The organism is Micromonospora sp. NPDC005707 (assembly GCF_040631005.1).
Lineage (GTDB): Bacteria > Actinomycetota > Actinomycetes > Mycobacteriales > Micromonosporaceae > Micromonospora.
Window position 1 is genome coordinate 1 of record NZ_JBEXYR010000002.1, and the last position, 26,760, is coordinate 26,760.

Here is a 26,760-nt window from a genome sequence, read left to right on the forward strand (position 1 = left end):
AGCACCATCGTCTTACCCGCCTTCGGCGGCGAGACGATGAGCGCCCGCTGGCCCTTGCCGATCGGCATCACCAGGTCGATGACCCGGGTGGTCAGGATGTGCGGCTCGGTCTCCAGCCGCAGCCGCTCCTGCGGGTACAGCGGAGTGAGCTTGTAGAACTCCGGCCGGCGCTTCGCCTCGTCCGGCTCCATCCCGTTGATGGTGTCGAGCCGCACCAGCGGGTTGTACTTGTCCCGCCGCTGCTCGCTGCCACCGTCGCGGGCGGCCCGGACCGCACCGGTGATCGCGTCACCGCGGCGCAGGCCGTACTTCTTGATCTGCGACATCGACACGTACACGTCGTTCGGGCCGGCCAGGTAGCCGGTGGTCCGGACGAAGGCGTAGTTGTCGAGCACGTCGATGATGCCGGCCACCGGGACGAGCACGTCGTCCTCGCCGACCTGCGGCTCGCGGCCGCCACCGTCGCCGCCCTCGGGGCGGTCGCCACGGCCGCGCCGGCGGTCCCGGAACCGGCTGCGCCGGCCGCGCCGGCCGCCGCCCTCGCCGTCGTCGTCACCGTCGTCGTTGCGCTCGGCGCGCTGACCCCGGTCGTTGCGGTCGCCCCGGTCGTTGCGCTCGCCCCGGTCACCGCGCTCGCCCCGCTCGTTGCGGTCGCCCCGCTCGGCACGCTCGCCCCGCTCGTTGCGCTCGCCCCGGTCACCACGCTCGGCCCGGTCACCGCGCTCGGCACGGTCACCGCCGCGCTCACCGCGCTCGGCACGCTCGCCGCCACGCTCGGCCCGCTCGCCGCCACGCTCGGCACGCTCGCCGCCACGCTCGCGGCCCCGGCCCTCACCGCGCTCGGCACGCTCACCGCGCTCGGCACGCTCACCGCGCTCCGCCCGCTCGCCGGTCTCGGCCCGCTCGCCGGTCTCGGCGGGAGCCTCCTCGGCCCGTGCCTCGGCCGGCCGCGCCTCGGCGGTCGCCGCGGCCGCACGGCCCCGGCGGCTGCGGGTGCGGCCCTCGGTCGCCTCGGCGGCCGGCGCCGGCTCGGCGGCGCGACGCTCGGTCTCGGCCCGCTCCTCGCGGACCTCGGCGTGCACCTCCTCACGGGCGGGAGCCGCCGCGGCCGCGACCTCGGCCCGCGGTCGAGGGGTTCCGGCGGCGGCGCCGCCCTGCCGCTCGGTGATCGCGCTGATCAGCTCGCCCTTGCGCATGCGAGCCGTACCGGAGATACCGAGCGACGCGGCCAGGCTCTGGAGCTCAGGCAGCAGCATCGCCGACAGGCCGGTGCCGCTGCGCCGACGGCGTGTGGGGGCGGCAGTGGTGGCATCGCCAGCGACGTTGGAAACATCCGACGTCACGTCGGTGGTGTCGCTCAATGGATTCCTTCCCTCGATAGGCCGGGGCTGCCCGGAGTCGAAGAACAGGTGGCCGGGCGGCCTCGGTGCACCCGCCTCGCATGGACGCGTCGCGGGAGTCTGTGACACAGCAGCCGGTCGGTTTCCCGACTCACCAACATCGGTGAGCAGGTCTCGCCGTCTGCGGCGACCTGTGGAAACTGCGGCGCGGCGTGGGCCTTTGGCAGGGGTGACGGGCTTACCGCCGAGAGCTTCGGGGGTGCGCCGACCCGCAGGAGATCGCATGCTTCGCGGCTGTGCTAGGTGTAGAGCGTAATCAACTCTTCCGACCTGCGGCAACAGGGTCCCGCTCGGCGTGTCCCAGTCTACCCCGGGCGACCCGGGCACCGCTGACGTCTATCGGCAACTCCCACCGGCGCCAATCTGTTCCCGCCTGGAATCCCGCGGGGACCTGGGACAACGCCAGCACGGTCGGGCCCGCCCCGCTGACCACAGCCGCCACACCGGCCTCACGCAACGTGGCCACCAGGGCGGCCGTGGCCGGCATCCCCTCGGCCCGGTAGTCCTGGTGCAGCCGGTCGACGGTGGCCGGCAGCAGCAGCGCCGGGTCGGCGGTCAGCGCGTGCACCAGCAGCGCGGCCCGGCCCGCGGTCAGCGCCGCGTCGCCGTGCGGCACGGTGGCCGGCAGCGCCGCCCGGGCGACCGAGGTCAGGCCCCGCTCGCCGGGCACGAAGACGGTGGGCCGGACCGCCCCGGCCACGGGCAGCGTGACCGCCCGGGCGCCGGCCGGCTCCGTCCAGGCGACCGTGAAGCCGCCGAGCAGGCAGGGCGCCACGTTGTCGGGGTGCCCCTCAAGCTCCGAGGCGAGCCGGAGCGCGGCGGCGTCGTCCAGCCGCTCCGCGCCGTCGGCGACCAGCGCCCGGGCCAGCAGGACCCCGGCCACGATGGCCGCTGAGGAGGACCCGAGGCCGCGCGCCTGCGGGATGCGGTTGACGCATTCCAGCGCCAGACCGGCCGGCTGCGCGCCGAGCACGTCGAAGGCCGCCCGCATGGCGGTCACCACCAGGTGCCGGTCGTCGCCGGGCAGCTCGCCGGCGCCCTCCCCGGTCACCGCCACCCGTACGCCCCCGGCGGTCACCTCGGCCGCCACGTCGTCGTGCAGCCCGAGGGCCAACCCGAGCGAATCGAAGCCCGGGCCCAGGTTGGCGCTGGTCGCGGGCACCCGGACTCGGACCGGGCCGGAGGTGAGAGTCGTCGGCACGGGCTCATGCTAGGGCCCGCCACCGACGGCGCGCCGGATCGCCCGGACCGTGGGAAGGGTGGCACTCCCGCTCACGGGGTGCGGCAGGTCTCCTGCTCCTCGACCGGGTCGGTGAGCGACAGCCGCCGGGTGGCGAGCCGCCAGCCCACCGCGTAGACCACCGTGACCAGGCCGCAGCCGGCCAGCACGACGCGCTCGTCGACCGCGTCCACCACCAGCGCCACGACCAGCTGGCTGACCGAGATGGCCAGCGTCGCCAGCATCATGTCGGTGGCGAAGACCCGGCCGCGCAACCGGTCCGGCACCTCGCCCTGGAGGGCGTAGTTGGAGAGCACCCAGTTGCTGCCGCCGCCCAGGTGGGCCAGGAAGACCAGAACCAGCACCAGCGGGAACCAGCTCACCACCGAGACCCCGACGTAGGCCAGGCCGTAGAGGGACATGGACAGGGCCAGGCCGGTGAGCAGCCAGGCCCGGTTGCTGAGCACCCGGCGCATCAGGATCGGGCCGACCAGCGCGCCGGCGCCACGGGAGGCGAAGAGCAGGCCGGTGCCGATCGCGCCGACCCCGTACAGCCCGGCGAGCAGCGGGAAGACGGTCAGCACGCCGTTGCCCAGGCCGACCGCCGACTTCACGGTGACCAGGGCGAGCACCCGCGGCCGGTGCGCGATGTAGCCCAACGCCTCGCGGATCGCCGCCCAGGTGCGCGGGACGACCGCTGCCGGGTCGCGGGGCGCCTGCAACGGCCGGCGGATCCGCGCGGCCAGGCCCGCCGCCCCGGCCAGGGCGACCGCCGCCACCCAGAAGCTGGCGTACGGGCCGGCCGCGGCGCTGAGCATGCCGCCGAGCGAGGCGCCGACCACGGTCATGGTGCCCCAGGCCGAGCCGGCGATCGCGTTGCCGGCGGCCAGGTCGGCCGGGTCGAGCACATTGGGCAGGGCCGCCTGGGCGGCCGGCGAGTAGAACGCCTTCGCCACCGCCACGGCGGCGATCGACACCAGGGCCAGCCAGGCGGTGCCGGCGCTCCGGACGCCGAGCAGCAGCAGGATGCCGGCCAGCGCGGCGAGGTTGGCCGCCATCATGATCTTCCGGCGGTCGAACCGGTCGGCGATGGTGCCGGTGTACGGGAGCAGCAGGGCGGTCATGCCGGTGTCCACGGCGAGCACCAGGGCGCCCCACACCCCGCTGCCGGTCAACTCCGGCAGGAGCACCAGCAGCGGCACCATGACGAACCAGTCGGCGCCGAAGACCACCAGCTCGGCGAGGAAGAGGTTGCGGAAGTCGCGGTTGCGGACGAGGACCGAGACGGTGGGTGACACGCCGGAACCCTATCGGGCCGCTCCCAGGGCGGCAGCGCGGCGGAGCAGTTCGGAGACGGTGACGAAGGTGTAGCCGCGGGCGCGCAGCCCGGTGATCATGTCGGGCAGGCCGCCGAGCGCGACCAGCCGACGCTCGGGGCCGACGTCGTGACCGAGCAGGATGGTGCCCGGCCGCACGTCCGCCACGATCCGCCGGGCGTGCCCGGCCGGGTCGTGCGGGTATTCCGCCTCGACCATCTGGAGCGTCCAGAGGACCAGCCGGTAGTTGAGCCGGGCGGCGGCGTGGAGCACCGCACCGCCCAGGTGCCCCCAGGGCGGGCGGAGCAGCCGGGGCGCCACCCCGGTGGCCGCCGCGATCGCCTCGTGACTGCGGCGCAGGTCGTCGTACGCGGTGTGGGCGTCCATCCGGGCCAGGTCGTGGTGCGCCCAGCTGTGGTTGCCCACCTCGTGCCCGCCCAGCCGGTCGCGGACCAGCGCGGCGTGCCGGCGGGCCCGCTCACCGACCAGGAAGAAGGTGGCCGGCACCCGGTGCTCGGCCAGGGTGTCCAGCACCATGGGGGTCCAGTGTGGCTGCGGCCCGTCGTCGAACGTCAGCGCCACCAGCGGGTCGCCGGTGCGGACCGCCCAGACGACCTCGACCCCGCCGCCGCCGACCTGCTGGTAGCGGCTGCCCAGCGTGGCGCTGGCCGGCCCGCCGGCCAGCGGGAGCCGGCGATCGGCGATCCAGGTGGTCTGCGCGGTCGCGGCGACGCCCAGCGCGGCGCCCCCCGCCAGCAGCGCGGTGCGGCGCAGCACCCTGCGCCTGCCCCACCGGGCCACGCCGTCCGCCATCGCCCCGCTCCCGCTCCGGCCGGGCCGCCCTCGCCATGGCGGGACGGGCTGGCACTCACAGTGCGTGTCAGCTCACTCACCGTACCGCTCGCGGGGTGCGTTCCACCGTCCCCTGACCGGGAGAGGTGGCCGTCCGGCGGGGACGGCCACCTCTCGGGGATCCGGCGGTTACTCCGTCGGCGGGAGTGGCGACTGGCGGCTCTTCGGCAGGCGCAGCACCTCGAACTGGTCCGTACCGTCGATCAGCGCGGCCGACGGCGCCGGGCGGGCCGGCGGCTCGGCGACCGGGGCCCCGTCCTCGGCCCGGCTCTCCCCGCCCCCGACGGTCACCGGGACCGGCGCCGGCGTCGGTGCCGGCCGCTCGGCGGGCGCCGGCCCGCCCCGCCGGCGGGCCCGGCGCTCGCGGACGGACTCCTTGGTGCGCTCCACCATCGTGTAGAGGGTCGGCACCAGGATCAGCGTGAGCAGCGTCGAGCTGAGCAGACCGCCGATCACCACGACGGCCAGCGGCTTCGAGATGAAGCCGCCCTCACCGGTCAGGCCGAACGCCATCGGCAGCAGCGCGAACACGGTGGCGACCGCGGTCATCAGGATCGGCCGCAGCCGGCGCCGGCCGCCCTCGACCACCGCCTCGGCCACGCCCATGCCCTGACCCCGGTACTGGTTGATCAGGTCGAGCAGCACGATCGCGTTGGTCACCACGATGCCGACCAGCATGAGCACGCCGATCAGCGCCGGCACGCCCAGCGGGGTCCCGGTGAGCAGCAGCAGCCCGATCGCGCCGGTCGCCGCGAACGGCACGGAGATCAGCAGGATCAGCGCCTGGGTCAGGCTGCGGAACGTGCCCACCATGATCAGGAAGACGATCGCGATGGCGGCCAGCACGGCCAGCCCCAGGTCGGCGAAGGCGTCGGCCTGGTCCGCGCTGACCCCGCCGATGACGAACGTCGCACCCGGCACGTCCAGCGCGTCCAGCTTCTTCTGCAGCTCCTGCGTGGTGGCGCCGAGGTTCGAGCCGGTCGCCGTGCCGGTCACCGACACGCTCCGCTCGCCGTCGATCCGGGTCACCTGCTGCGGGCCCTCGACCTGGTTGACGTCGGCGATGTCGTCCAGCTTCACCCTGCCGACCGGCAGCGCCCGCAGCTCGGCCACGCTCAGCGGCGGCCGGGCCCCGGTGCTCAGCACCACGTTCTGCGGGGTGCCGTCCAGGGTGACCTGGCCGAGCGGCGCCCCCCGGTACGCCTGGGCGACGACCTGCCCCACCGCCGCCTCGGTGAGCCCGGCCCGCGCCGCGGCGACCCGGTCCACGGTCACCTCCACGCGGGGCACCCGGGTGGCCAGGCCCGTGGTGACGTCCTCGACGCCCGCCGTGCCCGCCATCGCGTCCCGGACGGCCTCGGCCGCGCGGGTCAGCGTCTCCTGGTCGGCGGCCTGCACGACCACCTCGAGCTGGTTGGCGGAGGCGTTCTGCCCGCCGCCGAAGGTCAGCTCGCCGGCCTCCGGGCCGAGCCCGTCGAACTCCTTGCGCAGCTTCTCGCGGACCTCCGCCGCGTCGGTGTCGTCGGTGAGCGCCAGCGACCAGGAGGCGGTGTCGTTGCCGCCGCCCGCCCACGGGTTGTCGCCACCACCCGCGCTGACCTGGTACGTCTCGACCCCCGGCGTACGCCGGAGGATCTCCTCCACCCGGGCGGCCGCCTGGTCGGTGCCGGTCAGCCCGGTGCCCGCCGGCAGCTCCTGCTGGACGGCCAGGGTGTCCTGGCCGGAGTCGTCCAGGAAGTTGGTCTCCAGCTTCTGCGCCAGGCCGAAGGTGCCGAAGAGCACCAGCAGGCCCAGCGCCACGGTCGCCCAGCGGGTGCCGCGCGAGCGGGTGGCGAAGCCGATCACCGGCAGGTACCCCCGCTGCAACGGGCTGCGCAGTTCCTTCTCCGCGGCGGCGTGCCGGGCGGCGGCCTCGTCGGCCCCGCCACGCGGCGGCTTGAGGAACCAGTACGCCAGCACCGGGATCACGGTCAGGGAGACCAGCAGCGAGGCGAGCAGGGCCACCGTCACGGTGATCGCGAACGGCGCGAAGAGCTGCCCCACGAAGCCGCCCACCAGGGCGATCGGCGCGAAGACGGCGACCGTGGTGAGGGTCGAGGCGGTCACCGCCCCGGCCACCTCGCGGACCGCGGCCAGGATGGCGTCCCGCTTCGGCTCGCCGTACTCCAGATGTCGCTTGATGTTCTCCAGCACGACGATCGAGTCGTCGACCACCCGGCCGACGGCGATGGTCAGCGCGCCGAGGGTGAGCAGGTTCAGCGAGTAGTCGCCGGCCCACAACACGATCAGCGCGACCAGCACGGACAGCGGGATGGAAACCGCGGTCACCACCGTCGAGCGGACCGAGAGCAGGAAGACCAGGATGACCACGACCGCCATGAGCAGGCCGAGCAGGCCCTCGGTGGTGAGGCTCTCGATGGACCGCTCGACGAACGGGGCCTGGTCGAAGACCACGGTCAGGTCGGCGCCGGAGGCGGCCTCCAGGTCGTCCAGGCGGTCCCGGATGTCGTGCGAGATGGCCACCGCGTTGCCGTCGGGCGAGGCGGTGACGGCGATGCCGAGGCTGGGCTTGCCGTTCGTGCGGGTGAAGGCGGTGGCCGGGGCGAGCTGCTGCTCCACCCGGGCCACGTCGCCGAGGCGTACCGGTGCGGCGGGGGCGGTGCTCAGCACGATCCCGCGCAGGTCGTCGACGTTGCGGATCGGGGTGCCGACCTGCACCGGCAGCGAACGGCCGCCGTCGGTCACCGCGCCGGCCGGCAGCGCCACGCCGTTGGTCTTCAGCGCCTGGGCGATCGCGGTCAGGGCCAGCCGGGCCGCTGCCAGCTTCGCCGGGTCGGGCACGATCGTCACGACCTGGTCGCGGGCGCCGGTCACGTCGACCGTGCGGACCCCGTCCAGCCCCTCCAGCTCGGGTACGACGGTGGCGCGCAGCTTCTCGGCCAGGGCCCGCTCGTCGGCGCCGCCGGTCGCGGCGACCACCACGGCGGGCAGGTCGTCGGTGCTGCCGGCGATCACCTGCGGGTCGACGCCCTCGGGCAGCTGGGCGTCGATGCGGCTCAGCGCGGTCTGCATCTTGTTGACCACGTCGTCCAGGTCGGTGCCGAACTCGTACTGCACCTGGACCGTCGCGGAGCCCTCGCGCGAGGTGGAGGTGACCTTCTCCAGCCCCGGGATGCCCTGGAGGCTGTTCTCGATCGGCTCGGCGACCTGGGACTCGACGATCTCCGGCGCGGCGCCCGGGTACGGCGCCACGATGAACGCGGCGGGGAACTCCAGCGACGGCAGCAGCTGCTGCTTCAGCGACGGCACGGCGAACGCCCCGAACGCCGCTGTCACCAGCGCGATGAGGGCGATCAGGCCCCGGTTGGCGAGACTGAATCTGGCGAGCAGCGACATGGGCGTTACCCACTCCTGGAAAGGGGTGTACGGGGTGGCTCGAGTCTGCCGCACGCGATCACGCTCCCACCCACTGGCCCCGGCCGGCGTGACGCCGCCCGCTCCGGCCGGCGCGGGCGGGTCAGACCAGGTCGAGGGAGCGGGCCGCGGCGAGGGCGTCGTTGGCGATCGTCAGCGGGGCGGGAGCCGTGGAGATGGCCCACTCCGGGTCCTTGAGGCCGTGGCCGGTCACCGTGCAGACCACGGTGGCGCCCGCCGGCACCCGGCCGGCGGTGGCCTGCTGGAGCAGGCCGGCCACGCTGGCCGCGCTGCCCAGCTCGACGAAGACCCCGACCTCGCGGGCCAGCAGCCGGTACGCCAAGAGGATCTCCCGGTCGGTGACCGCCGAGATCAGCCCGTCGGACGCGTCCCGGGCGTCGATGGCCTTGGTCCAGCTCGCCGGGTTGCCGATCCGGATGGCGGTGGCGATGGTGGACGGCTCCGGCACCACCTGCCCGGTGACGATCGGCGCGGCGCCGGCCGCCTGGAAGCCGTACATCTTCGGGGCCTTCGTGGCGTTGCCGTCGCGCAGGTCCTCCGAGTAGCCCATCCAGTAGGCGGAGATGTTGCCGGCGTTGCCCACCGGCAGGCAGTGGATGTCGGGCGCGTCGCCGAGCGCCTCGACGATCTCGAACGCGGCGGTCTTCTGCCCGTGCAGGCGGTCGATGTTGACGGAGTTGACCAGCGCGACCGGGTAGTCCTGGGCGAGCTTGCCGGCCAGCGCCAGGCAGTCGTCGAAGTTGCCCTGCACCTGGAGCAGCCGGGCGCCGTGCACCAGCGCCTGGGCCAGCTTGCCCAGCGCGATCTTGCCCTGCGGCACGAGCACGGCGCAGGTGATCCCGGCGCGGGCCGCGTACGCGGCGGCGGAGGCGCTGGTGTTGCCCGTGGAGGCGCAGATGATCGCCTTGTCACCGGCCTCGACGGCCTTGGAGACGGCGACCGTCATGCCCCGGTCCTTGAACGAGCCGGTCGGGTTCGCCCCCTCGACCTTCAGCCACACGTCGGCGCCGACCCGGGCGGAGAGCACCGGCGCCGGCAGCAGCGGCGTGTTCCCCTCGTGCAGGGTGACGACGGGAGTGGCGTCGGTGACCGGCAGCCGGTCGCGGTACGCCTCGATCAGACCCCGCCACATGTCGCGCTCCTCGCCTCTGCCCGCCCCGGTCGCCGCGGGGCCCCTACCAGCGTGGACCAGCCTTCCGGACCGGCCGCCGGCACACCTGGTGTTAACCATCAGGCGGGACGGGCGGCTACGCCCCGCCCTCGACCCGCAGCACGCTCGTCACCGAGCGGACGATGTCCAGCCCGCGCAGCTCGCGGACGGTGGCCGCGAGCGCGGCGTCCGGCGCCACGTGGGTCACGATGACCAGCTCGGCGTCGGAGCCGCCGCCGGCCGGGCCCTGCCGCACGGTGGCGATGGAGACCTCGTGCCGGGCGAAGACCCCAGCCACCGCCTCCAGCACACCCGGCCGGTCGGCCACGTCCAGGCTGATGTGGTAGCGGGTGAGCGCCTCGCCCATGGGCCGTACCGGCAGGTCGGCGTACGCCGACTCGCTGGCCGCGTGCACCCCGGCGAGGCGGTTGCGGGCCACCGCCACCACGTCGCCGAGGACCGCGCTGGCGGTCGGCGCGCCGCCCGCGCCCCGGCCGTAGAACATGAGCTGACCGGCCGCCTCGGCCTCGACGAACACCGCATTGAAGGCGTCGCCGACACCGGCCAGCGGGTGGGCCAGCGGGATCATGGCCGGGTGCACCCGGACGCTGACCGTCTCGCGCCCGGCCGCGTCGACGCCCCGGGCGGCGATGCAGAGCAGCTTGATGGTGCAGCCCATGGCCTTGGCGCTGGCCACGTCGGCGGCGGTCACCTCGGTGATGCCCTCGCGGTGCACGTCGGCGGCCGTGACCCGGGTGTGGAACGCCAGCGAGGCGAGGATGGCGGCCTTCGCGGCGGCGTCGAAGCCCTCCACGTCGGCCGTCGGGTCGGCCTCCGCGTACCCCAGTTCGGTGGCCTCCTCCAGGGCCTCGGCGAAGCCGGCGCCCGTGGCGTCCATGGCCGAGAGGATGAAGTTGGTGGTGCCGTTGACGATGCCGGTGACCCGGTTGATCCGGTCGCCGTGCAGCGACTCGCGCAGCGGGCGCAGCAGCGGGATGGCCCCGGCGACGCTGGCCTCGTAGTAGAGGTCCGCACCGCCCTCGGCGGCCGCGTCGTGCAGCGTCGCCCCGTCCTCGGCGAGCAGCGCCTTGTTGGCGGTGACCACGCTCTTGCCGGCGCGCAGCGCCTCGACCAGCCAGCTGCGGGCCGGCTCGATCCCGCCGACGACCTCGACCACGACGTCCACGTCGTCCCGCTTGATCAGGCCGAGCGGGTCGGTGGTGAACAGGGCGGGGTCGACCGGCAGGTCGCCGCGGTCCCGGCCGAGCCGCCGGACGGCGATGCCGGCGATCTCCAGCGGGGCGCCGATCCGGGCGGCGAGGTCGGCCGACTGCTCGTGCAGCAGCCGCACCACGTCGCTGCCGACCGTGCCGCAGCCGAGCAGGGCCAAGCGAACGGGTGAGGTCATCCCACATCCAATGCGAGCAGGTCGTCTTCGGTCTCCCGGCGGACGATCAGCCGCGCCCGACCGTCACGGACGGCGACGACCGGGGGCCGCGGGACATGGTTGTAGTTGCTGGCCATGCTCCGGCAGTAGGCCCCGGTGCCGGGCACCGCGACAAGATCTCCGGGCTGCACGTCGGCGGGCAGGAATTCATCCTTCACCACGATGTCCCCGGACTCACAGTGCTTTCCCACCACGCGGGCGAGCATCGGCTCGGCGGTCGAGGCCCGGTTGGCCACGGTCGCCGAGTAGGACGCGTCGTAGAGCGCGGTACGGATGTTGTCGCTCATCCCCCCGTCCACGCTCACGTAGGTGCGGATCCCGTCGACGTCCTTGACGGTGCCCACCTCGTAGAGGGTGAACACGGCCGGCCCGACGATGGCCCGGCCCGGCTCGATCGACAGGTGCGGGACGGCCAGCTTCTCCGCCGCGCACTCCCCGTCGACGATCTTGCGCAGCCGCTTGGCCAGCTCGTGCGGCGCGGCCGGGTCGTCCTGCGTCGTGTACGCGATGCCGAAGCCGCCGCCCAGGTCCAGCTCGGGCAGCTCCACCCCGCGCGCGTCGCGGATCTGCGCCTGGAGGGCGAGCACCCGGCGGGCCGAGACCTCGAAGCCGCTGGCGTCGAAGATCTGCGAGCCGATGTGCGAGTGCAGCCCGCGCAGCTCCAGCACGTCCTCGTCAAGGATCTTGAAGGCGGCCGCCGCGGCCGCACCGCCCGCGAGGGAGAAGCCGAACTTCTGGTCCTCGTGCGCGGTGGCGATGAACTCGTGGGTGTGCGCCTCCACGCCGACGGTCACCCGGACCAGCACCTTCGGGCGCACCCCGCGCTCGCGGGCGAGCGCCGTGAGCCGGTCGATCTCGGCGAACGAGTCGACGATGATCCGGCCCACCCCGGCGTCCACGGCACGGGTCAGCTCGGCCAGGGACTTGTTGTTGCCGTGGAAGCCGATCCGCGCCGGCTCCATGCCGGCCGACAGCGCGGTGGCCAGCTCGCCCCCGGTGCAGACGTCGAGGAACAGGCCCTCCTCGGCGATCATCCGGACCACCGCCCGGCAGAGGAACGCCTTGCCGGCGTAGTAGACGTCGGCGTCCGGGAAGGCGTCCCGGAACTCGCGGCTGCGCGCGCGCAGGTCGTCCTCGTCCAGCACGTACACCGGGGTGCCGAACTCGGCGGCCAGGTCGCGGACGTCCAGGCCCGCGACCGCCAGCGCGCCGTCCGCGCCGCGGGTCACGTTGCGCGGCCACAGCTGCGGGACCAGGTCGTTGACGTCGACCGGGGTACGCAGCCAGGCCGGCCCGCGGTTGCCGATGTCGCCGTGCAGGGCACCGGCCTCGTGCGCCCGCATTACATCCGCTCCGGAGCCGAGACGCCGAGCAGGCGCAGGCCGTTGGCGATGACCACCCGGGTGGCGTCGTTGAGCCAGAGCCGGGCCCGGTGCAGGTCGGTGACCTCCTCGTCGCCGCGCGGCAGGATCCGGCAGTTGTCGTAGAACCGGTGGTAGGCGCCGGCCAGCCGCTCCAGGTAGCGGGCGACCAGGTGCGGCCCGCGCAGCTCGGCCGCCGAGGAGACCACGGCGGGGAACTCGGCGAGCGCCTTGAGCAGCTCGTTCTCCTTCTCGTGGGCGAGCAGCTCGGCGTGGAAGCCGGCGGCCTCGCCCCGGGTCAGCCCGACCTCGGCGGCGTTGCGGCCCACGCTGGCGGTGCGGGCGGCCACGTACTGCACGTAGTAGACCGGGTTGTCGCGGGTCGCCCGGGTCCACAGCTCCACGTCGATGTCGATGGGCGAGTCGCTGGAGTAGCGGGCCAGCGCGTAGCGGGAGGCGTCCACGCCGATCGCGTCGACCAGGTCCTCCAGGGTGACCACGGTGCCGGCCCGCTTGCTCATCCGGACCGGGGCGCCGTCGCGGAGCAGGTTGACCAGCTGGCCGATGAGGATCTCCAGGTTGCGCTCCGGGTCGTCGCCGAAGCACGCGGCCATGGCCTTCATCCGGCCGATGTAGCCGTGGTGGTCGGCGCCCAGCATGATCACCACGCGCTCGAAGCCGCGCTCGCGCTTGTCGAGGTAGTAGGCGCAGTCCGCGGCGAAGTAGGTCCACTCGCCGTTGGACTTGCGCAGCACCCGGTCCTTGTCGTCACCGAAGTCGGTGGTGCGCAGCCAGGTGGCGCCCTCGGACTCGTAGAGGTGGCCCTGCTCACGCAGCCGGTCGAGCGCCTTGTCCAGCTCGCCCCGGTCGTGCAGGTCCTTCTCGTTGAAGTAGGTGTCGAACTCCACGCCGAAGTCGCGCAGGGAGGACTTGATCTCGGCGAACATCAGCTGGACGCCCTCGACCCGGAACACCTCCTGGGCCGCGGCCTCGTCGAGGTCGAGCACCTCGGGCCGGCGCTTGACCACCTCGGCCGCGATCTCCGCGATGTACGCGCCGCCGTAGCCGTCCTCGGGTGCCGGCTGACCCTGCGCGGCGGCGAGCAGCGAGCGGGCGAACCGGTCGATCTGGGAGCCGGCGTCGTTGAAGTAGTACTCGGTGCCCACCTCGGCGCCGGTCGCGCGGAGCAGCCGGCTGAGCGCGTCGCCGACGGCCGCCCAGCGGACCCCGCCGATGTGCACCGGCCCGGTCGGGTTCGCCGAGACGAACTCCAGGTTGATCCGCTGCCCGGCGAGGGCGTCGCTGCGGCCGTACGCCGGGCCGGCCTCGACGATGACCTTGGCGAGCTGGCCGGCGGCGGCCGCGTCGAGCCGGATGTTGAGGAAGCCCGGGCCGGCGATCTCCACCGACTTGATCCCCGGCGCCTTGCCGAGCTGGTCGGCCAGGGCGGCGGCCAGCTCCCGCGGGGGCACGCCGACCTTCTTGCTGAGCTGCAGCGCCAGCGTCGAGGCGTAGTCGCCGTGCTCGGGGCTGCGGGGTCGCTCGACGGTGGTCTGCGCGGGCAGCGCGGAGCGATCCAGGCCCCGGTCTTCGAAGACGGCGTGGGCTGCGGAGAGGACGACCTCGGCGAGTTCTGCGGGAGTCACCGAACCATGTTATCGGGGGTAGACTCGGTCCCCGCGGCGGCGACCCAGCATGTGAACCGGCCCCGCGGCTCCCCTGACCGACCGACCTGACGAGGCACGATGAGCATCAGCACCCCGGGCGGCCCGGAACGCCGCCCGACCGTGGTCAGCACCGGCAAGAAGCCGGCGGCTGGCCGGCCCGCGGCTGCCGACAAGCCCGCCGGCGGCAAGGCCGGTGCCGGCAAGGGCACCCCGCCGCGGACCGGCGGCAAGGGCCGCAAGCCGGTCACCCCGGTGAAGGTGAGCCAGGGTCGCGCGTGGGGTCCGATCGCCCTCTTCGTCGCGGTCGGCGTGCTGGCCGTCGGCATCATCGGCGTCGGCGCGTGGGCGGTCTACCAGGGCGCCCAGCCCTGGCAGAAGCGGGCCGACGCGATCAACGGCATCGTCGACTTCCGCAAGAAGGACAAGGACCTGGTCAAGGGCGGCCAGCACCAGCCGGGCTCGATCAAGTACGACGTGCTCCCGCCGGTCGGCGGCCCGCACAACCAGGCCTGGCAGAACTGCATGGGCGACGTCTACGACGCTCCGATCGCCAACGAGCACGCGGTGCACAGCCTGGAGCACGGCACGGTCTGGATCACCTACCGTCCCGACCTGCCCGCCGACCAGGTGGCGAAGCTCAAGGAGAAGGTGCAGGGCAAGGAGAAGCTGATGCTCAGCCCGTTCGAGGGGCTGGACAAGCCGATCTCGCTCCAGGCCTGGGGCTTCCAGCTCAAGGTGGACAACGCCGACGACGGCCGGATCGACGAGTTCATCAAGACGCTGCGCGTGAACGCCTCCGTGGAGGGCCCGACGGCGCTCTGCGACCAGGGCGTCACCGCCACCGGCACCACCCCGCGCGACAACCTGGGCAACAACATGCCCGAGCAGCCGACCCAGTGAGGACGCCGCGATGAGCGCTGCCGCGATCACGGACACCGACCTCGACGAGGCCGCGGTCACCGACACCGGTGACCGGGGGGCCGCGCGGCGCTTCGGCGTCCTGGCCCTGGCCGCCGCCGTCGTGGTCGGTCTCCTCCTCGGGTACGCGGGCGGGCTGCTCACCCCGACGCTCACCCGTCCCGGCGACAGCTCGGCGGAGGCCGGCTTCGCCCGGGACATGACGGCCCACCACGCGCAGGCGGTGGCGATGGGGCTGCTGGCGTTCCGGCAGGGCGAGGACCCGGAGGTACGCCAGATCGGCGGCGACATCGCCACCGGGCAGCAGGGCGAGATCGGCACCATGCAGACCTGGCTGCGCTCCTGGCAGCTCGACCCGACCGGTGACCAGCCGCCGATGGCGTGGATGTCGGACGGCCCCGGGCTGGTGAAGAACGGTCTGATGCCGGGCATGGCCACGCCCGAGGAGATGGCGAAGCTGCGGGGCTCCACCGGGCGTGAGTTCGACGTGCTCTTCCTGCAGATGATGATCCGCCACCACGTCGGCGGGGTGCACATGATCGACGGGATCCTCGACCAGGGGCACGACGACGACGTGCTTCAGGTCGCCCAGGTCATGAAGAACACCCAGCAGAACGACCTCACCAACCTCTCGGCGGCGCTCAAGCGCCTGGGCGGCACCCTGTAGTCGCCAGCTCGTCCCGAAGGGCCCGCGTCGTGTGCGACGCGGGCCCTTCGCGTACCCCGGACCGGTCCTGCCCGTTATGCCGCTTTATAACGGTTTGGGAAGTACAACCCATTCCGCTGCTTGGAGACTTTTCTCCACACATATCGTGACCAGTTGCGATTCGGGCTCGTTGCGCAGGACGTGGGGGTTGCACTCAGAGACGCAGGGCGGTCGGTGACCAGTTGGTGCCGACGCCACACCATCGGCGGTGACGGGGCGGTGGCAGCCGTCCGTCGCGGACTGCGGCAGGGCGAGCCGGGAACGCTCAGCCGCGAACAGGAACTCGAACTGATCGACGCGCTCCGGGGCGTCCACCCCGACGAGTTCGGCCTGGACGAGGAGCTCTGGACGCGACAGAGCCTCACCACCCTCATCGAGCGCCAGTTCGAGCTGACCATGGACGCCGGCACGGTCGGGGCGTACCTGCGGGCCTGGGGGTTGGGTCCGCGGGAGCCCCGGGAGCGGGCCTGCGGGCTCTGCGTCGGCGCGGTCGAGCGCTGGGTACGCAGCGAGTACCCGTCGATCACGCGGGCCGCCCAGGAGCACGCCGCGGAGGTCTACTGGATCGGCCGCGTACGTCTGCGCGGCACCATGCCGGCGGCCGACGTGATCTCCGCGGTCTCGTCCCGCGGCCGGGTGCGCTTCATGATCACGACACCCTCGGTGGATCCGCCGCTCCCCCGCGACTTCGTGCTGCGGCTCAGCGGCGCCGAGGAGCGCACCGTGCACCTCATCGTCGACGGCTCCTGGCCCCGCAACGAGTGGCCCCGCCGCCTGCCGCGCCGCATCGTCCTGCACCCGCTGCCGAGCTGCGGACGCCCCGTCGCCGCCGCCTGACCCGCCGGGTGCCGATTCGGTGATCCGGGAAGGGGTTTGCTACTCTTCTCGGGTCGCTGAGCCCCCGTAGCTCAGGGGATAGAGCACCGCCCTCCGGAGGCGGGGGCGCAGGTTCGAATCCTGCCGGGGGCACAGACACGAAAAAGCCCGGGCCACTGGCCCGGGCTTTTCGCTATGTCAGCCGGACTCGCGGCGGGCCTTCGCGCGGCGCTTGCCCTCGTGCATGGCCTGCACCCGGGCCACCGGAATGGTCCGCCCCTCGGCGACCAGGTCCTCCGGCAGCCGCTGCGGCGCGGGCAGCGCCTCGGCCCACGGATCCCGGTCGCCGAGCAGCCCCGGCACGGTCTTCACCGTGAAGTCGGCCGGGGTGGCCGCCTCGACGTCGGCCCAGCCGACCGGGTACGACACCGGCGTGCCGGGCCGGATGCGCGGGCTGTACGCGGCCACGACGGTCGCCCCGTAGGAGCGGGTGGAGTCGACGAAGACCCGCCCGCCCCGGTCCTCGACGATGAAGGCCGTGGTGGCCAGCGCCGGGTCGAGCCGTTCGGCGCGGGCCGCGAGCGCCCGGGTCGCCGCGGCGGCCTCCTCGGCCGTCGTCGCCGGATCCACCGGCACGATCACGTGCAGGCCCTTCGCCCCGCTGGTCTTCACCGCGCCGGCCAGCCCCGCCTCGGTGAGCGCCTGCCGGACCAGCAGCGCGGTGCGGACCGCCACGCCGAACGAGTCGCCCGGCGGCGGATCCAGGTCGAGCACCAGGTGGGTGGGATGCTCGGGGTGGCCGGCGTGGCCCAGCGTCGGGTGGTATTCCACCGCCCGCTGGTTGGCGAACCAGAGCAGCGTCCGCCGGTCGTCGCAGAGGGCGTAGGAGATGTCGCGGTGCGAGGCCTCCGCCCAGACCGTGGTGCGGCGTACCCAGTCCGGTGTGTACTTCGGCAGGTTCTTCTGCATGAACGGGTCCTGACCGGGTCGCACCCGGACCACCGAGAGCGGCCGGTCCCGCAGCCCGGGGAGGATCCGCTCGTGGACGGCGTCCAGGTAGTCGACCAGGTCGCGCTTGGTGGCCCCGGCCCCGTCGAACAGCGGCTGGTCCAGGTTGGTCAGCGACACTCCGGCCCGGGTCTCGTCAGCGGCGCCCATCCGCCCACCTTCCCGGGCCGGGCTCCGGTCGGCAACCCCGGCGCGGAATCAGACCCAGAACGTGTCGTGTCGCAGGAAGAACTCCGCCCGCTCCTCCTCGCTCCGATCGGCCAGGTCCAGCAGACCCTCGAAGTAGCCCTCCCGCGGGGCGCCCGGGGCGAAGTGCAGCAACATCGAGGCCGGCTCGCCGGACTCGTTGCGGAACGCGTGGACACCACCCTCCGGGACGTGCACGAAGTCGCCGGGCGCGGTGTCGATCCAGCGCCGGCCGTCGTAGATGCGTACCGACCCGGACAGGACGAAGAAGGACTCCGAGATGGACCGATGGAAGTGCGGCGCCGGCCCACTCGGCTGCGGCCCCATCTCCCAGCGGTAGAGGCCGAACTGGCCGTTGGTCGAAGCGCCGGTGGCCAGGTAGTGCGCCGTACCGCCGGAGGGGTAGACCAGCTCCGGCGCGTGGTCCGCCGGGCGGTAGGTGGCCGACTGCTCGCCCTTGTCCCCCAAGTAGCGCGGCGGTGGGTAGGTCACGGGGGGTCCTCTCCGCTGGGAAACACCTCGTCGCCCGCCCGGATCCTGGCGAGCATCCCGACCATACGGGCGCGGGCCGCCGCGTACAGGCCGGAGCCGTAGCTGATCCGGGCCACGCCGAGGGCGGCCAGCTCGCCCGGATCGGGGATGCCGGGCCGGGCCAGGATGTTGACCGGGGCGTCCACCTCGGCGACGAGGTCGCGGATCTGCGCCGGGTCGGCCAGCAGGATCGGGTAGACGCTGTCCGCTCCGGCGGCCAGGTAGCGGCGTCCCCGGCGGACCGCCTCGGCGAGCCGCCCCTCGGCCGGGCCGTACGCCCGCAGGTGCACGTCGACCCGGGCGTTGAGCACCAGATCCACGCCGGCTGCGCGGGAGGCCGCCCGGATCCCGGCCAGCAGGTCGGCCTGCTCCTCGACGGCGTACAGCTCCCCCGTACGCGGGTCGGAGTCCTCGATGTTGCAGCCCACCGCGCCGGCCGCCAGCAGGCGGTCGACCAGCTCGGCCGGGCGCAGCCCGTACCCCCGCTCCAGGTCGGCGGTGACCGGGACCGGCACCGCGGCGGCGATCCGGGCGACGGCCGCGAACATCTCGGCCACCGGTGTCGCCTCCCCGTCGGCGTGGCCGAGTACCTCGGCGACCGCGGCGCTGCTGGTGGCGACGGCCGGGAAGCCCGCCGCGACCACGGCCCGGGCGGACGCCGGGTCCCAGGCGTTCGGCAGGATCAGCGGATCCCCGGGGCGGTGCAACGCGCGCAGCGCGGCGGCCTGTCGGCTCGGCTCGGTCATGCGGTGAGTCTCGTCGGCCGGCGGCCCACCCGTAAGCTCCAATCCCATGCCGATGGACTGGGCCGATCTCGGCGTCGACCTGCACCTGGAGCTGGACACCACCGGTGGCCGGCGAGCCGGGCTGGAACGGGCGCTGCGGGACGCCATCCGTGACGGCCGGCTCCCCCCGGCCACCCGGCTGCCGGCCACCCGCACCCTCGCCACCGAGCTGGGCCTGTCCCGGGGCACCGTGAGCGCCGCCTACGACCAGCTGGTCGCCGAGGGCTGGCTGGTCGCCCGGATCGGCGCGGGCACCCAGGTGAGCACGCTGCCCGGGGCCGTGCCGCCGCCGGCCGCGCCGCCGCCCGGGCCGCCGGGCTTCCGGTACGACCTGCGCCCCGGCAGCCCCGACGTCGGGCTCTTCCCGGTCACCGCCTGGCTCCGCGCCACCCGGCGGGCGCTGGCCGTCGCCCCCGCCGAGGCGTACGGGTACGGCGACCCGCGCGGCCGCCCGGAGCTGCGCCGGGCGCTCGCCGGCTACCTCGGGCGGGCCCGGGGCGTGCTGGCCGACCCCGAGCGGATCGTGGTCACCACCGGCTACGTCCAGGCCCTGGTGCTGCTCACCGGCGTGCTCCGGGACGCGGGCACGCCGGCGCTGGCCATGGAGGACCCCGGGCTGGCCTTCCACCGGGAGGTGGTCCGCCGGCACGGTGGCACCGTACTGCCGCTGCCGGTGGACGGGCTGGGCGCGCGTACCGACCTGCTCGGCGCCGGGCCGCTGGCCCGGGTGGGCGCCGCCGTGGTGACCCCGGCACACCAGTTCCCCACCGGGGTGACCCTGCACCCGGCGCGCCGGCACGCGCTCGCGGAATGGGCCCGGGCCGGCGGCGGCCTGGTGATCGAGGACGACTACGACGGCGAGTTCCGCTACGACCGGCAACCCGTCGGCGCCGTCCAGGGCACCGCCCCGGAGCAGGTCGCGTACGTGGGCACGGCGGCGAAGACGCTCGGGCCGGCGCTGCGCCTGGCCTGGCTGGTGCTGCCGGCCCGGCTCGTGGAGCCGGTGGTGGAGGCCAAACGCCACCTGGACCTGCACAGCGAGACGATCGGCCAGCTCGCCCTCGCCGAGCTGATCGACGGCCACGGCTACGACCGGCAGATCCGCACCGTCCGGCGCCGCTACCGGCAGCGGCGGGACCTGCTGCTGGAGCGGCTGGGCCCCCGGTCGGCCCTCGACGGGGTGGCGGCCGGCCTACACGCCACCATCCACCTGCGACCGGACGGCCCGGGCGAGGCAGCGGTGCTGGCGGCGGCCGCCGCGCGCGGGCTCGCCGTCAGCGGGCTGGCACCGCACCGGCACGACCCGGAGAGCGGTCCGCCCGGCCTGGTGGTCGGGTACGCCCACCCGCCCGCGCACGCCTACCCCGCCGCCGTGGACCTGCTGGCCGGGGTGCTGCACGACCTGAACGCCTGACCGGACGCGGCAGGACGCGGCCTTCGCTGTGGGCCCGGGATGACCCCTCGCCGACTACAAACTTGATGACGTGCGCGACTCACCGGCGGCCTCGACCGACTCATCACGACATAACGCCTGAGCGGACGCGGCGGGACGGCCTTCGCTGTGGGCCCGGGGATGACTCCTCGCCCGCTACAAACCTGATGACGCGGGCGACTCACCGGCGGGCCCGACCGATTCATTCACGACATCAAGTTCCTAGCGGCTGAAGGCGACATGCCCACCGCGCCGATGACGCGGGGCCGGCTCGGCGTCTGCACAGATCTTGGCGAGTTTCCGTTGGCAGCGAACGGAAACTCGCCAAGATCGCATCAGTTGACGGCGTCGGGGCGGGTCAGCGGGCGGGGCACGTGTCCGGCGCCGCGGGAGTGGGAAGCGAGGCGGGAGCGGGCCGCCGCGGGAGCAGGAAGCGAGACGGGAGCGGGCCGCGCCGCGGGAGCAGGAACGGAACTCGAGGCGGGACGGCGGGGGGAGCGGCCCGTGAGGAGGGCGACCAGCAGGGCGGCGGTCACCAGGGCGGCGGCGACCGCGAAGGCGGACCGGTAGCCGAGGGCGAGGGCGGCGACCTGGTCGGTGCCGGCGGCGCGCAGCGCGTCGGTGCGACTCGCCGCCAGGGTGGCCAGCACGGCCAGCCCGAGCGCCCCGCCGACCTGCTGGGTGGTGTTGGCCAGCCCGGAGGCGAGCCCGGCGTCGGCGGGCTCCGCCCCGGCCATGGCCAGGGTGGTGACCGCCGGCAGGGTGAGCCCGCCCGCGACGCCGAAGACCAGCAGCGCGGGCAGCACGTCGGCCGCGTAGTGGGCGTCCAGCGGGAGGCGGGCCAGCAGCAGGAACCCGGCCACGGCGAGCGCCAGCCCGCCGACCAGCACGGTCCGGGCGCCGAACCGGGCCATCAGCCGCCCGGCCAGCCCCAGCGAGACGGCCGCGATCGCCAGCGGGGTGGGCAGGAAGGCGAAGCCGGTAGCGGCCGGGTCCAGCCCGAGGACGAGTTGCAGGTGCAGGGCGAGCAGGAACTGGAAGCCGAAGTAGGCGGCCACCATGAGGAACTGGGTGGCGTTGGCGGCGACCAGGCCGGGCGCGCGCAGCACCCGGGGTGGCAGCAGCGGGGTGGCGGCACGCCGCTGCCGGGCGGCGAAGCCGGCGAGCAGCGCCGCGGCGAGCGCGCCCGCGCCGAGGGTGCGCGGCGAGGCCCAGCCGTGCTCGCCGGCGCCCACGATGGCCAGCACCGCGGCCATCAGCCCGGCCGTGGCCAGCACCGCGCCGAGCAGGTCCAGCCCGGCCCGCAGCCCGGCGCCGCGGTCCGGCGCGACCAGGCGTACGGCGCCGGCCACGATCGCCACTCCGATCGGCAGGTTGATCAGGAAGATCGACCGCCAGCCGGCCAGGTCGGTGAGGACGCCGCCGACCAGCAGCCCGAGCGAGGCGCCGGCCGCGCCGGTGAAGCTGAACACGGCGATGGCGCGGGCCCGCTCGGCCGGCTCGGGGAAGATCCGGACGATCATGCCGAGGCTCACGGCGGTGGTGAGCGCGCCGCCGACGCCCTGCGCGAACCGGGCGGCGACCAGGGTGCCCGGCCCGGCGGCGACCGCGCAGAGCAGCGAGGCGAGGGTGAACAGGGCCACCCCGGCCAGGAAGACCTGCCGCCGGCCGAGCAGGTCGCCGAGCCGCCCGGCCAGGAGCAGCAGCCCGCCGAACGCGACCAGGTACGCGTTCACCACCCAGGCCAGCCCGGCGGCCGGGAAGCCGAGGTCGGCCTGGACGGCCGGCAGCGCGACGGCGACGATGCTGCCGTCCAGGATGATCATCAGGCTGCCGGCGCAGAGCACGAGCAGCGCGGGCCAGCGGTTGGTCCCCGTCATGTGGAACGCCTCCTTGGTGCACGGTTTGTTACTGAGGCCATCGTCTGTGACCATGAGGCCGTGCGGAAGGAGGCACTTTGATGTCCCAGGGGAACAGGTGTGTGTCCATCCAGGCCGACCAGGCGCGGGCCTGCACCGTGCGGGAGGCGCTGGACCGGGTGGGCGGCAAGTGGAGCATCGGCATCCTCATCGCCGCCTCCCAGGGCCCGATCCGCTTCACCGAGCTGGAGCGTCAGGTGGAGGGGATCAGCCGCCGGATGCTCACCCTGACCCTGCGCAACCTGGAGCGGGACGGCCTGCTGCACCGGCAGGTCCACCCCACCGTGCCGCCCCGGGTCGAGTACATGGCCACCCCGATGGCACGGGAGCTCTACGAGTCGCTGGTGGCGCTCACCCGCTGGGCGGAACGGCACCGCGAGGGGATCAGCGCGGCGCGCGCGGCGTACGACCGGGAGCACGGGGCGCCGGTCGGCTGACCGCCCTGTGGCGAAGGCCACCCAATCCGTCTGACCGATCGGTCAGGTCCTGACCGATCGGTCAGGCATGCTGGAGGGCATGGCACGAGCGGTACCGGAAACCCACGGCGAGATTCTCGCGGCGGCGGCGCGACGCTTCGCCGTCACCGGCTACAAGGGCACCTCGCTCCAGGACATCGCCCGTGCCGTGGGCTGCTCGAAGGCGACGGTGCTCTACCACTTCGCCAACAAGGAAGCGCTGCTCAGTGAGCTGATGGCACCCGCCATCGCGGTGCTGGAGGCGCTCGACGCCCGCCTCGCCGGCACCACCGGCGCGGCGGCGCAGGAGATCGCCGCCGAGGGCTTCGTCGACCTGGCGGTGCGCTTCCGGCGGCAGATCGCGCTGCTCCGCGGCGAGTTCCCCGACCTGCTCCAGCAGCCCGCGTTCGCGCACATCCAGCAGATCTCCGAACGCCTCGTCGCGGCCTTCGCCGGCAACTCCGACCGGCCCTCCGCACGGATCGCCGCGCTCGTGGTGCTCGCCGGCATCGCCGAGACCTGCGCCGAGTTCATCGACATCCCCGACGACGAACTGCGGCCCGCCCTGCTGGCCGTGGTCCGGCGGGCCCTCGAACCCGTCACCTGATCCCCCTTTTCCGACCCCGAGGACAAGGAAACCCCATGGCGACCCTCCTGTACCGGCTCGGCCGGGCATCGTTGCGCCGACGGCGACTCGTCGCCGTCGTGTGGCTCGTCGTACTCGTCGGCCTCGGCCTCGCCGCGGCCACGCTCAAGGGCCCGACGGCGAGCAACTTCACGATGCCCGGCACCGAGTCGCAGAAGGCCATCGACCTGCTCGCCGACCGGTTCCCGGCGGCCAGCGGCGCGACCGGCACCATCGCCGTGAAGGCGCCCCAGGCCGGCCAGCTCACCACGCCCGAGGGCCAGGCGGTCGTCAAGCAGGTCACCCAGGAGGCGGCCACGCTGCCCGGGGTGATCGGCGCGGTCGACCCGTACCAGGCGCAGGCACTCACCCCGGACGGCCGGTTCGCGCTGATCCAGGTGCAGTTCCAGGGCCGGGCCGACGACGTGACCGACGCCCAGCGCGAGGCGTACGAGAAGGTCGGCGCGCAGGCCGAGGCGCAGGGCTGGCAGATCGCCCCCGGCGGCGAGGTGCTGAACGCCGAGCCGGAGGTCGGCTCCACCGAGGCGCTCGGCGTGCTGGTCGCGGCGATCGTCCTGGTCATCACCTTCGGCTCGCTCGTCGCGGCCGGGATGACCATGCTGAACGCGCTGATCGGCGTCGGCGTCGGCATGGCCGGCCTGTACGCGCTCAGCGGCGCGGTCGAGCTGACCAGCACGGCGCCGATCCTGGCCCTGATGCTCGGCCTCGCGGTCGGCATCGACTACTCGCTCTTCATCACCTCCCGGCACCGGCAGAACCTGCTCGACGGCCTCTCCCCCGAAGAGGCGGTCGGCCGGGCGGTCGGCACGGCCGGCTCCGCCGTGGTCTTCGCCGGCGCCACCGTGGTGGTCGCGCTCGCCGGCCTGGCCGTGGTGGGCATCCCGTTCCTCACCGTGATGGGCCTGGCCGCCGCCGGCACCGTCACCGTGGCCGTGCTGGTCGCCATCACGCTGGCCCCGGCCCTGCTCGGCTTCGCCGGCCGCAAGGTGCTCCCCCGCAAGCTGCGGGGGCGGGACGCCGTGGCCTCCCCGGCCACCGGCTCCGAGGACCGCTCGGGCTTCGGGTTCCGCTGGGCGCACTGGGTGACCCGGCTGCGCATCCCGGTCATCCTGGTGGGCCTGCTCGGCCTCGGCCTGCTCGCCATCCCGGCCCAGGACATGCGGTTGGCCCTGCCGGACGCCGCCGCCGCGGCCGAGGGCACCCCGGCCCGGGTCAGCAACGACCTGATCCGGGAGGGCTTCGGTCCCGGCTTCACGGGCCGGCTCGCGGTGGTCGTCACCGCCGACTCTCCGCAGGCCACCCAGGCCGCCCTGCCGCAGGTCACCGCGCTGATCCAGAAGACCGACGGGGTGCTGGCGGTGGCCCCGCCGCAGCTCGACCAGACCGGCCGCACGGCGCTGCTCGGGGTGATCCCGAAGACCGGCCCGACCGACGCGGCCACCGAGACGCTCGTGCACGACATCCGCGCGCAGGTCGGCGGCATCAAGAACGCCGACGTGCTGCTCACCGGCGTCACGGCGATCGGCATCGACGTGTCGGAGAAGCTCTCCGACGCGCTCCCGGTCTACCTGCTGCTGGTGGTGGGCCTGTCGGTGCTGCTGCTCATGCTGGTGTTCCGGTCGATCCTGGTGCCGGTGAAGGCGGCGCTGGGCTTCCTGCTCACCGTGGCGGCCACCTTCGGCATCACGGTCGCGGTCTTCCAGCAGGGCCACCTGGCCGACCTGGTCGGGCTGGACACCCCGGGTCCGCTGGTCAGCTTCCTGCCGATCCTGCTCATCGGCATCCTGTTCGGCCTGGCCATGGACTACGAGGTCTTTCTGGTCTCCCGGATGCGCGAGGACTTCGTGCACGGCGACACCGCACGGCAGGCCACCATCAACGGCATGGGGCACGGCGCCCGGGTGGTGACCGCCGCCGCACTGATCATGATCTCGGTGTTCGGTGGCTTCGTCTTCCTGGACGACCCGGTCATCAAGTCGATGGGCTTCGCGCTCGCGATCGGTGTCGCCATCGACGCGTTCGTGGTCCGGATGACCATCGTCCCGGCGGTGATGTCGCTGCTCGACAACGCCGCCTGGTGGCTCCCGCGCTGGCTGGGCAAGGTGCTGCCCAACGTGGACGTCGAGGGCGAGGGCCTGCGCGCCCACCTCGCCGAGCGCGAGCCCGCGCAGGTGTGACGAGGACCTGCCCGGCCGGTCAGACGCCGGCCGGGTAGGTCTCCATCTCGCCCGGGCTGGCCAGCGCCGGCAGCGGGTGCAGCGCGGTCGCCTCGTCGCACCAGATGAACGCGTCGTAGCGCTCGCCCAGCCGGGTCGGCACGTAGTTGCCCCAGGCCTCGAAGCTCGGGTCGTACACCACCCCGATGGCCCGGTGGTCGGCTTCGGCGGTGACCCACTCCGGCTGGTCCTCGCCGCCGAAGACCAGCACCGCCCGCTCCGGCATCAGCTCGTGCAGCCGCCGTTCCACCGAGCCCTCCCGGGCCGGCGGCACGATCATGGCCTCGGCCGGCGAACCCCAGCGCGGCGCGGCGACCACCGTGCCCCGGTGGCTGCCGAAGCCGACCAGCACCACCGCGTCCCGGCCGTGCCGTTCCCGGCCGAGCTGGCCGATGTTCACCAGCCCGTCCGCCGCCATGTCGGTGGCGCGGGCGTCGCCGACGTGCGTGTTGTGGGCCCAGACGATCCCGCGCGCCTGCGGGCCGTAGCGGTCGAGCAGCCGGTCCAGCGTGTCGGCCATGTGGATGTCGCGGATGTTCCAGGACTCCGGGCCGCCGCCCACCATGGCCCGGTAGTAGCGCTCCGCGCCGGCCACCACCTCCGCGTTCTGCCAGGCCGCGAAGCGGTCCGCGCCGTCCGCGGCGGCCTGTTCCCGGGTACGCGCCAGCAGCCGGACCACCTCCTCCTCGCACCGGGCCGAGACGAACCGGCTGGCCGTTCCGTAGTCCTCGATCCGCTTGCCGTACGGCTCGAAGCACCGGTACGCCTCCTGCGCCGCCTCCAGCGAGGCGGGCTCCTCCTCGCCCAGGTAGTCGAAGATGGCCTGCATCGACTCCCAGAGGCTGTAGACGTCCAGCCCGTGGAAGCCGGCCCGCTCCCCCTCGGGGCGTTCCAGGTTCCACGCCCGCAGCCAGCGGCAGAACCGCGCCACCTCGGCGTTGGCCCACATCCAGGTCGGCCAGCGCTCGAAACCCTCCAGCGCGGTCTGCGGATCGGCCGACCCGCCCGGTGCGCCCACCACCGAGCAGTTCACCCGGTCGCAGTCCGGCCAGTCCCCCTCCACCGCGACGAAGTCGAAGCCCTGTTCGGCGATGAGCCGCCGGGTCAGTTGCTCGCGCAGCCGGTAGTAGTCGTAGCTGCCGTGCGTCGCCTCGCCGATCATGACGATCCGCGCGTCCCGGACGCGTTCCAGCAGCGGGTCGAAGTCGCTCGGCGCGCCGAGCCGCTGTACCAGCATGCCAGCGGCTACCCGGGACCCGTCCGGACAAACGGTCATGCCGGCGGGCATGGCGCCC

The 26,760-nt window shown here is 74.0% G+C and carries 21 protein-coding genes and 1 tRNA gene; 8 read left to right on the forward strand and 14 right to left on the reverse strand.

Annotated features, from left to right (window positions below; translation table 11 throughout):
• The 9 genes from ABZ452_RS02535 to argS all read right to left on the reverse strand — a co-directional run.
• A partial coding sequence (locus tag ABZ452_RS02535) for a Rho termination factor N-terminal domain-containing protein (protein ID WP_357938188.1) occupies positions 1–1,361 on the reverse strand: 1,361 nt, incomplete at its 3' end.
• Positions 1,362–1,656: 295 nt separating this feature from the next.
• The gene (gene thrB / locus ABZ452_RS02540) at positions 1,657–2,601 is read right to left on the reverse strand and encodes a homoserine kinase (protein ID WP_357938190.1); all 945 of its coding nucleotides are present in this window, start codon (positions 2,599–2,601) and stop codon (positions 1,657–1,659) included.
• A gap of 71 nt (positions 2,602–2,672) precedes the next feature.
• Positions 2,673–3,917, reverse strand: coding sequence for an MFS transporter (locus ABZ452_RS02545; RefSeq protein ID WP_357938192.1), 1,245 nt, complete (start codon positions 3,915–3,917; stop codon positions 2,673–2,675).
• A 9-nt stretch (positions 3,918–3,926) separates the two neighbouring features.
• Positions 3,927–4,748 (reverse strand): polysaccharide deacetylase family protein, encoded by an 822-nt coding sequence (locus ABZ452_RS02550; protein ID WP_357938194.1) that lies wholly within the window; start codon positions 4,746–4,748, stop codon positions 3,927–3,929.
• 168 nt (positions 4,749–4,916) lie between these two features.
• Positions 4,917–8,183, reverse strand: a complete 3,267-nt coding sequence (locus ABZ452_RS02555) for an efflux RND transporter permease subunit (RefSeq protein WP_357939057.1) — start codon at positions 8,181–8,183, stop codon at positions 4,917–4,919.
• Positions 8,184–8,304: 121 nt separating this feature from the next.
• Complete coding sequence (thrC, locus tag ABZ452_RS02560; protein ID WP_357938196.1) at positions 8,305–9,354, reverse strand: threonine synthase; 1,050 nt, start codon at positions 9,352–9,354, stop codon at positions 8,305–8,307.
• A gap of 115 nt (positions 9,355–9,469) precedes the next feature.
• Entirely contained in the window at positions 9,470–10,780 is a 1,311-nt protein-coding gene (locus ABZ452_RS02565; RefSeq protein ID WP_357938198.1) for a homoserine dehydrogenase, read from the reverse strand.
• Complete coding sequence (gene lysA, locus ABZ452_RS02570; protein ID WP_357938200.1) at positions 10,777–12,162, reverse strand: diaminopimelate decarboxylase; 1,386 nt, start codon at positions 12,160–12,162, stop codon at positions 10,777–10,779. The genes ABZ452_RS02565 and lysA overlap by 4 nt, the downstream gene beginning before the upstream one ends.
• Positions 12,162–13,826: an arginine--tRNA ligase gene (gene argS, locus ABZ452_RS02575; protein WP_357938202.1), complete on the reverse strand. Its 1,665-nt coding sequence runs from the start codon at positions 13,824–13,826 to the stop codon at positions 12,162–12,164. Before argS ends, lysA begins: the two co-directional genes overlap by 1 nt.
• Before the next feature lie 99 nt (positions 13,827–13,925).
• Between argS and ABZ452_RS02580 the strand changes: the two genes are divergently transcribed.
• The 4 genes from ABZ452_RS02580 to ABZ452_RS02595 all read left to right on the forward strand — a co-directional run bounded on the left by ABZ452_RS02580 (position 13,926) and on the right by ABZ452_RS02595 (position 16,440).
• Positions 13,926–14,747: a DUF3105 domain-containing protein gene (locus tag ABZ452_RS02580; RefSeq protein ID WP_357938204.1), complete on the forward strand. Its 822-nt coding sequence runs from the start codon at positions 13,926–13,928 to the stop codon at positions 14,745–14,747.
• Positions 14,748–14,757: 10 nt separating this feature from the next.
• Positions 14,758–15,432, forward strand: a complete 675-nt coding sequence (locus ABZ452_RS02585; protein WP_357938206.1) for a DUF305 domain-containing protein — start codon at positions 14,758–14,760, stop codon at positions 15,430–15,432.
• A gap of 180 nt (positions 15,433–15,612) precedes the next feature.
• A complete protein-coding gene (locus tag ABZ452_RS02590; RefSeq protein ID WP_357938208.1) occupies positions 15,613–16,308 on the forward strand; it encodes a winged helix-turn-helix domain-containing protein in 696 nt (231 codons plus the stop codon).
• 60 nt (positions 16,309–16,368) lie between these two features.
• A tRNA-Arg gene (locus ABZ452_RS02595) sits at positions 16,369–16,440 on the forward strand.
• A gap of 45 nt (positions 16,441–16,485) precedes the next feature.
• Here ABZ452_RS02595 and ligD read toward each other — a convergent pair.
• Genes ligD through ABZ452_RS02610 form a run of 3 tightly spaced genes read right to left on the reverse strand, consistent with a single transcriptional unit; the run spans position 16,486 to position 18,758 of the window.
• Positions 16,486–17,445: a non-homologous end-joining DNA ligase gene (gene ligD / locus ABZ452_RS02600; protein WP_357938210.1), complete on the reverse strand. Its 960-nt coding sequence runs from the start codon at positions 17,443–17,445 to the stop codon at positions 16,486–16,488.
• Between the two features lie 48 nt (positions 17,446–17,493).
• Positions 17,494–17,973 (reverse strand): cupin domain-containing protein, encoded by a 480-nt coding sequence (locus ABZ452_RS02605; RefSeq protein WP_357938212.1) that lies wholly within the window; start codon positions 17,971–17,973, stop codon positions 17,494–17,496.
• Positions 17,970–18,758: an isocitrate lyase/phosphoenolpyruvate mutase family protein gene (locus tag ABZ452_RS02610; protein ID WP_357938214.1), complete on the reverse strand. Its 789-nt coding sequence runs from the start codon at positions 18,756–18,758 to the stop codon at positions 17,970–17,972. Before ABZ452_RS02610 ends, ABZ452_RS02605 begins: the two co-directional genes overlap by 4 nt.
• 46 nt (positions 18,759–18,804) lie before the next feature.
• Between ABZ452_RS02610 and ABZ452_RS02615 the strand changes: the two genes are divergently transcribed.
• Positions 18,805–20,211, forward strand: coding sequence for a PLP-dependent aminotransferase family protein (locus tag ABZ452_RS02615; RefSeq protein WP_357938216.1), 1,407 nt, complete (start codon positions 18,805–18,807; stop codon positions 20,209–20,211).
• Positions 20,212–20,564: 353 nt separating this feature from the next.
• On the opposite strand, the gene ABZ452_RS02620 is transcribed toward ABZ452_RS02615, so the two are convergent.
• Positions 20,565–22,109: an MFS transporter gene (locus tag ABZ452_RS02620; RefSeq protein WP_357938218.1), complete on the reverse strand. Its 1,545-nt coding sequence runs from the start codon at positions 22,107–22,109 to the stop codon at positions 20,565–20,567.
• Between the two features lie 80 nt (positions 22,110–22,189).
• Here ABZ452_RS02620 and ABZ452_RS02625 point away from each other — a divergent pair, with 80 nt between their 5' ends.
• The 3 genes from ABZ452_RS02625 (at position 22,190) to ABZ452_RS02635 (ending at position 25,426) form a co-directional block, all read left to right on the forward strand.
• On the forward strand, positions 22,190–22,585 hold the full coding sequence (locus ABZ452_RS02625; protein ID WP_357938220.1) for a helix-turn-helix domain-containing protein: 396 nt from the start codon (positions 22,190–22,192) through the stop codon (positions 22,583–22,585).
• Between the two features lie 79 nt (positions 22,586–22,664).
• Positions 22,665–23,210, forward strand: coding sequence for a helix-turn-helix domain-containing protein (locus ABZ452_RS02630; protein WP_357938222.1), 546 nt, complete (start codon positions 22,665–22,667; stop codon positions 23,208–23,210).
• A gap of 35 nt (positions 23,211–23,245) precedes the next feature.
• A complete protein-coding gene (locus tag ABZ452_RS02635) occupies positions 23,246–25,426 on the forward strand; it encodes an MMPL family transporter (RefSeq protein ID WP_357938224.1) in 2,181 nt (726 codons plus the stop codon).
• A 19-nt stretch (positions 25,427–25,445) separates the two neighbouring features.
• On the opposite strand, the gene ABZ452_RS02640 is transcribed toward ABZ452_RS02635, so the two are convergent.
• Entirely contained in the window at positions 25,446–26,702 is a 1,257-nt protein-coding gene (locus ABZ452_RS02640; protein WP_357938226.1) for an erythromycin esterase family protein, read from the reverse strand.
• Positions 26,703–26,760 lie beyond the last annotated feature (58 nt).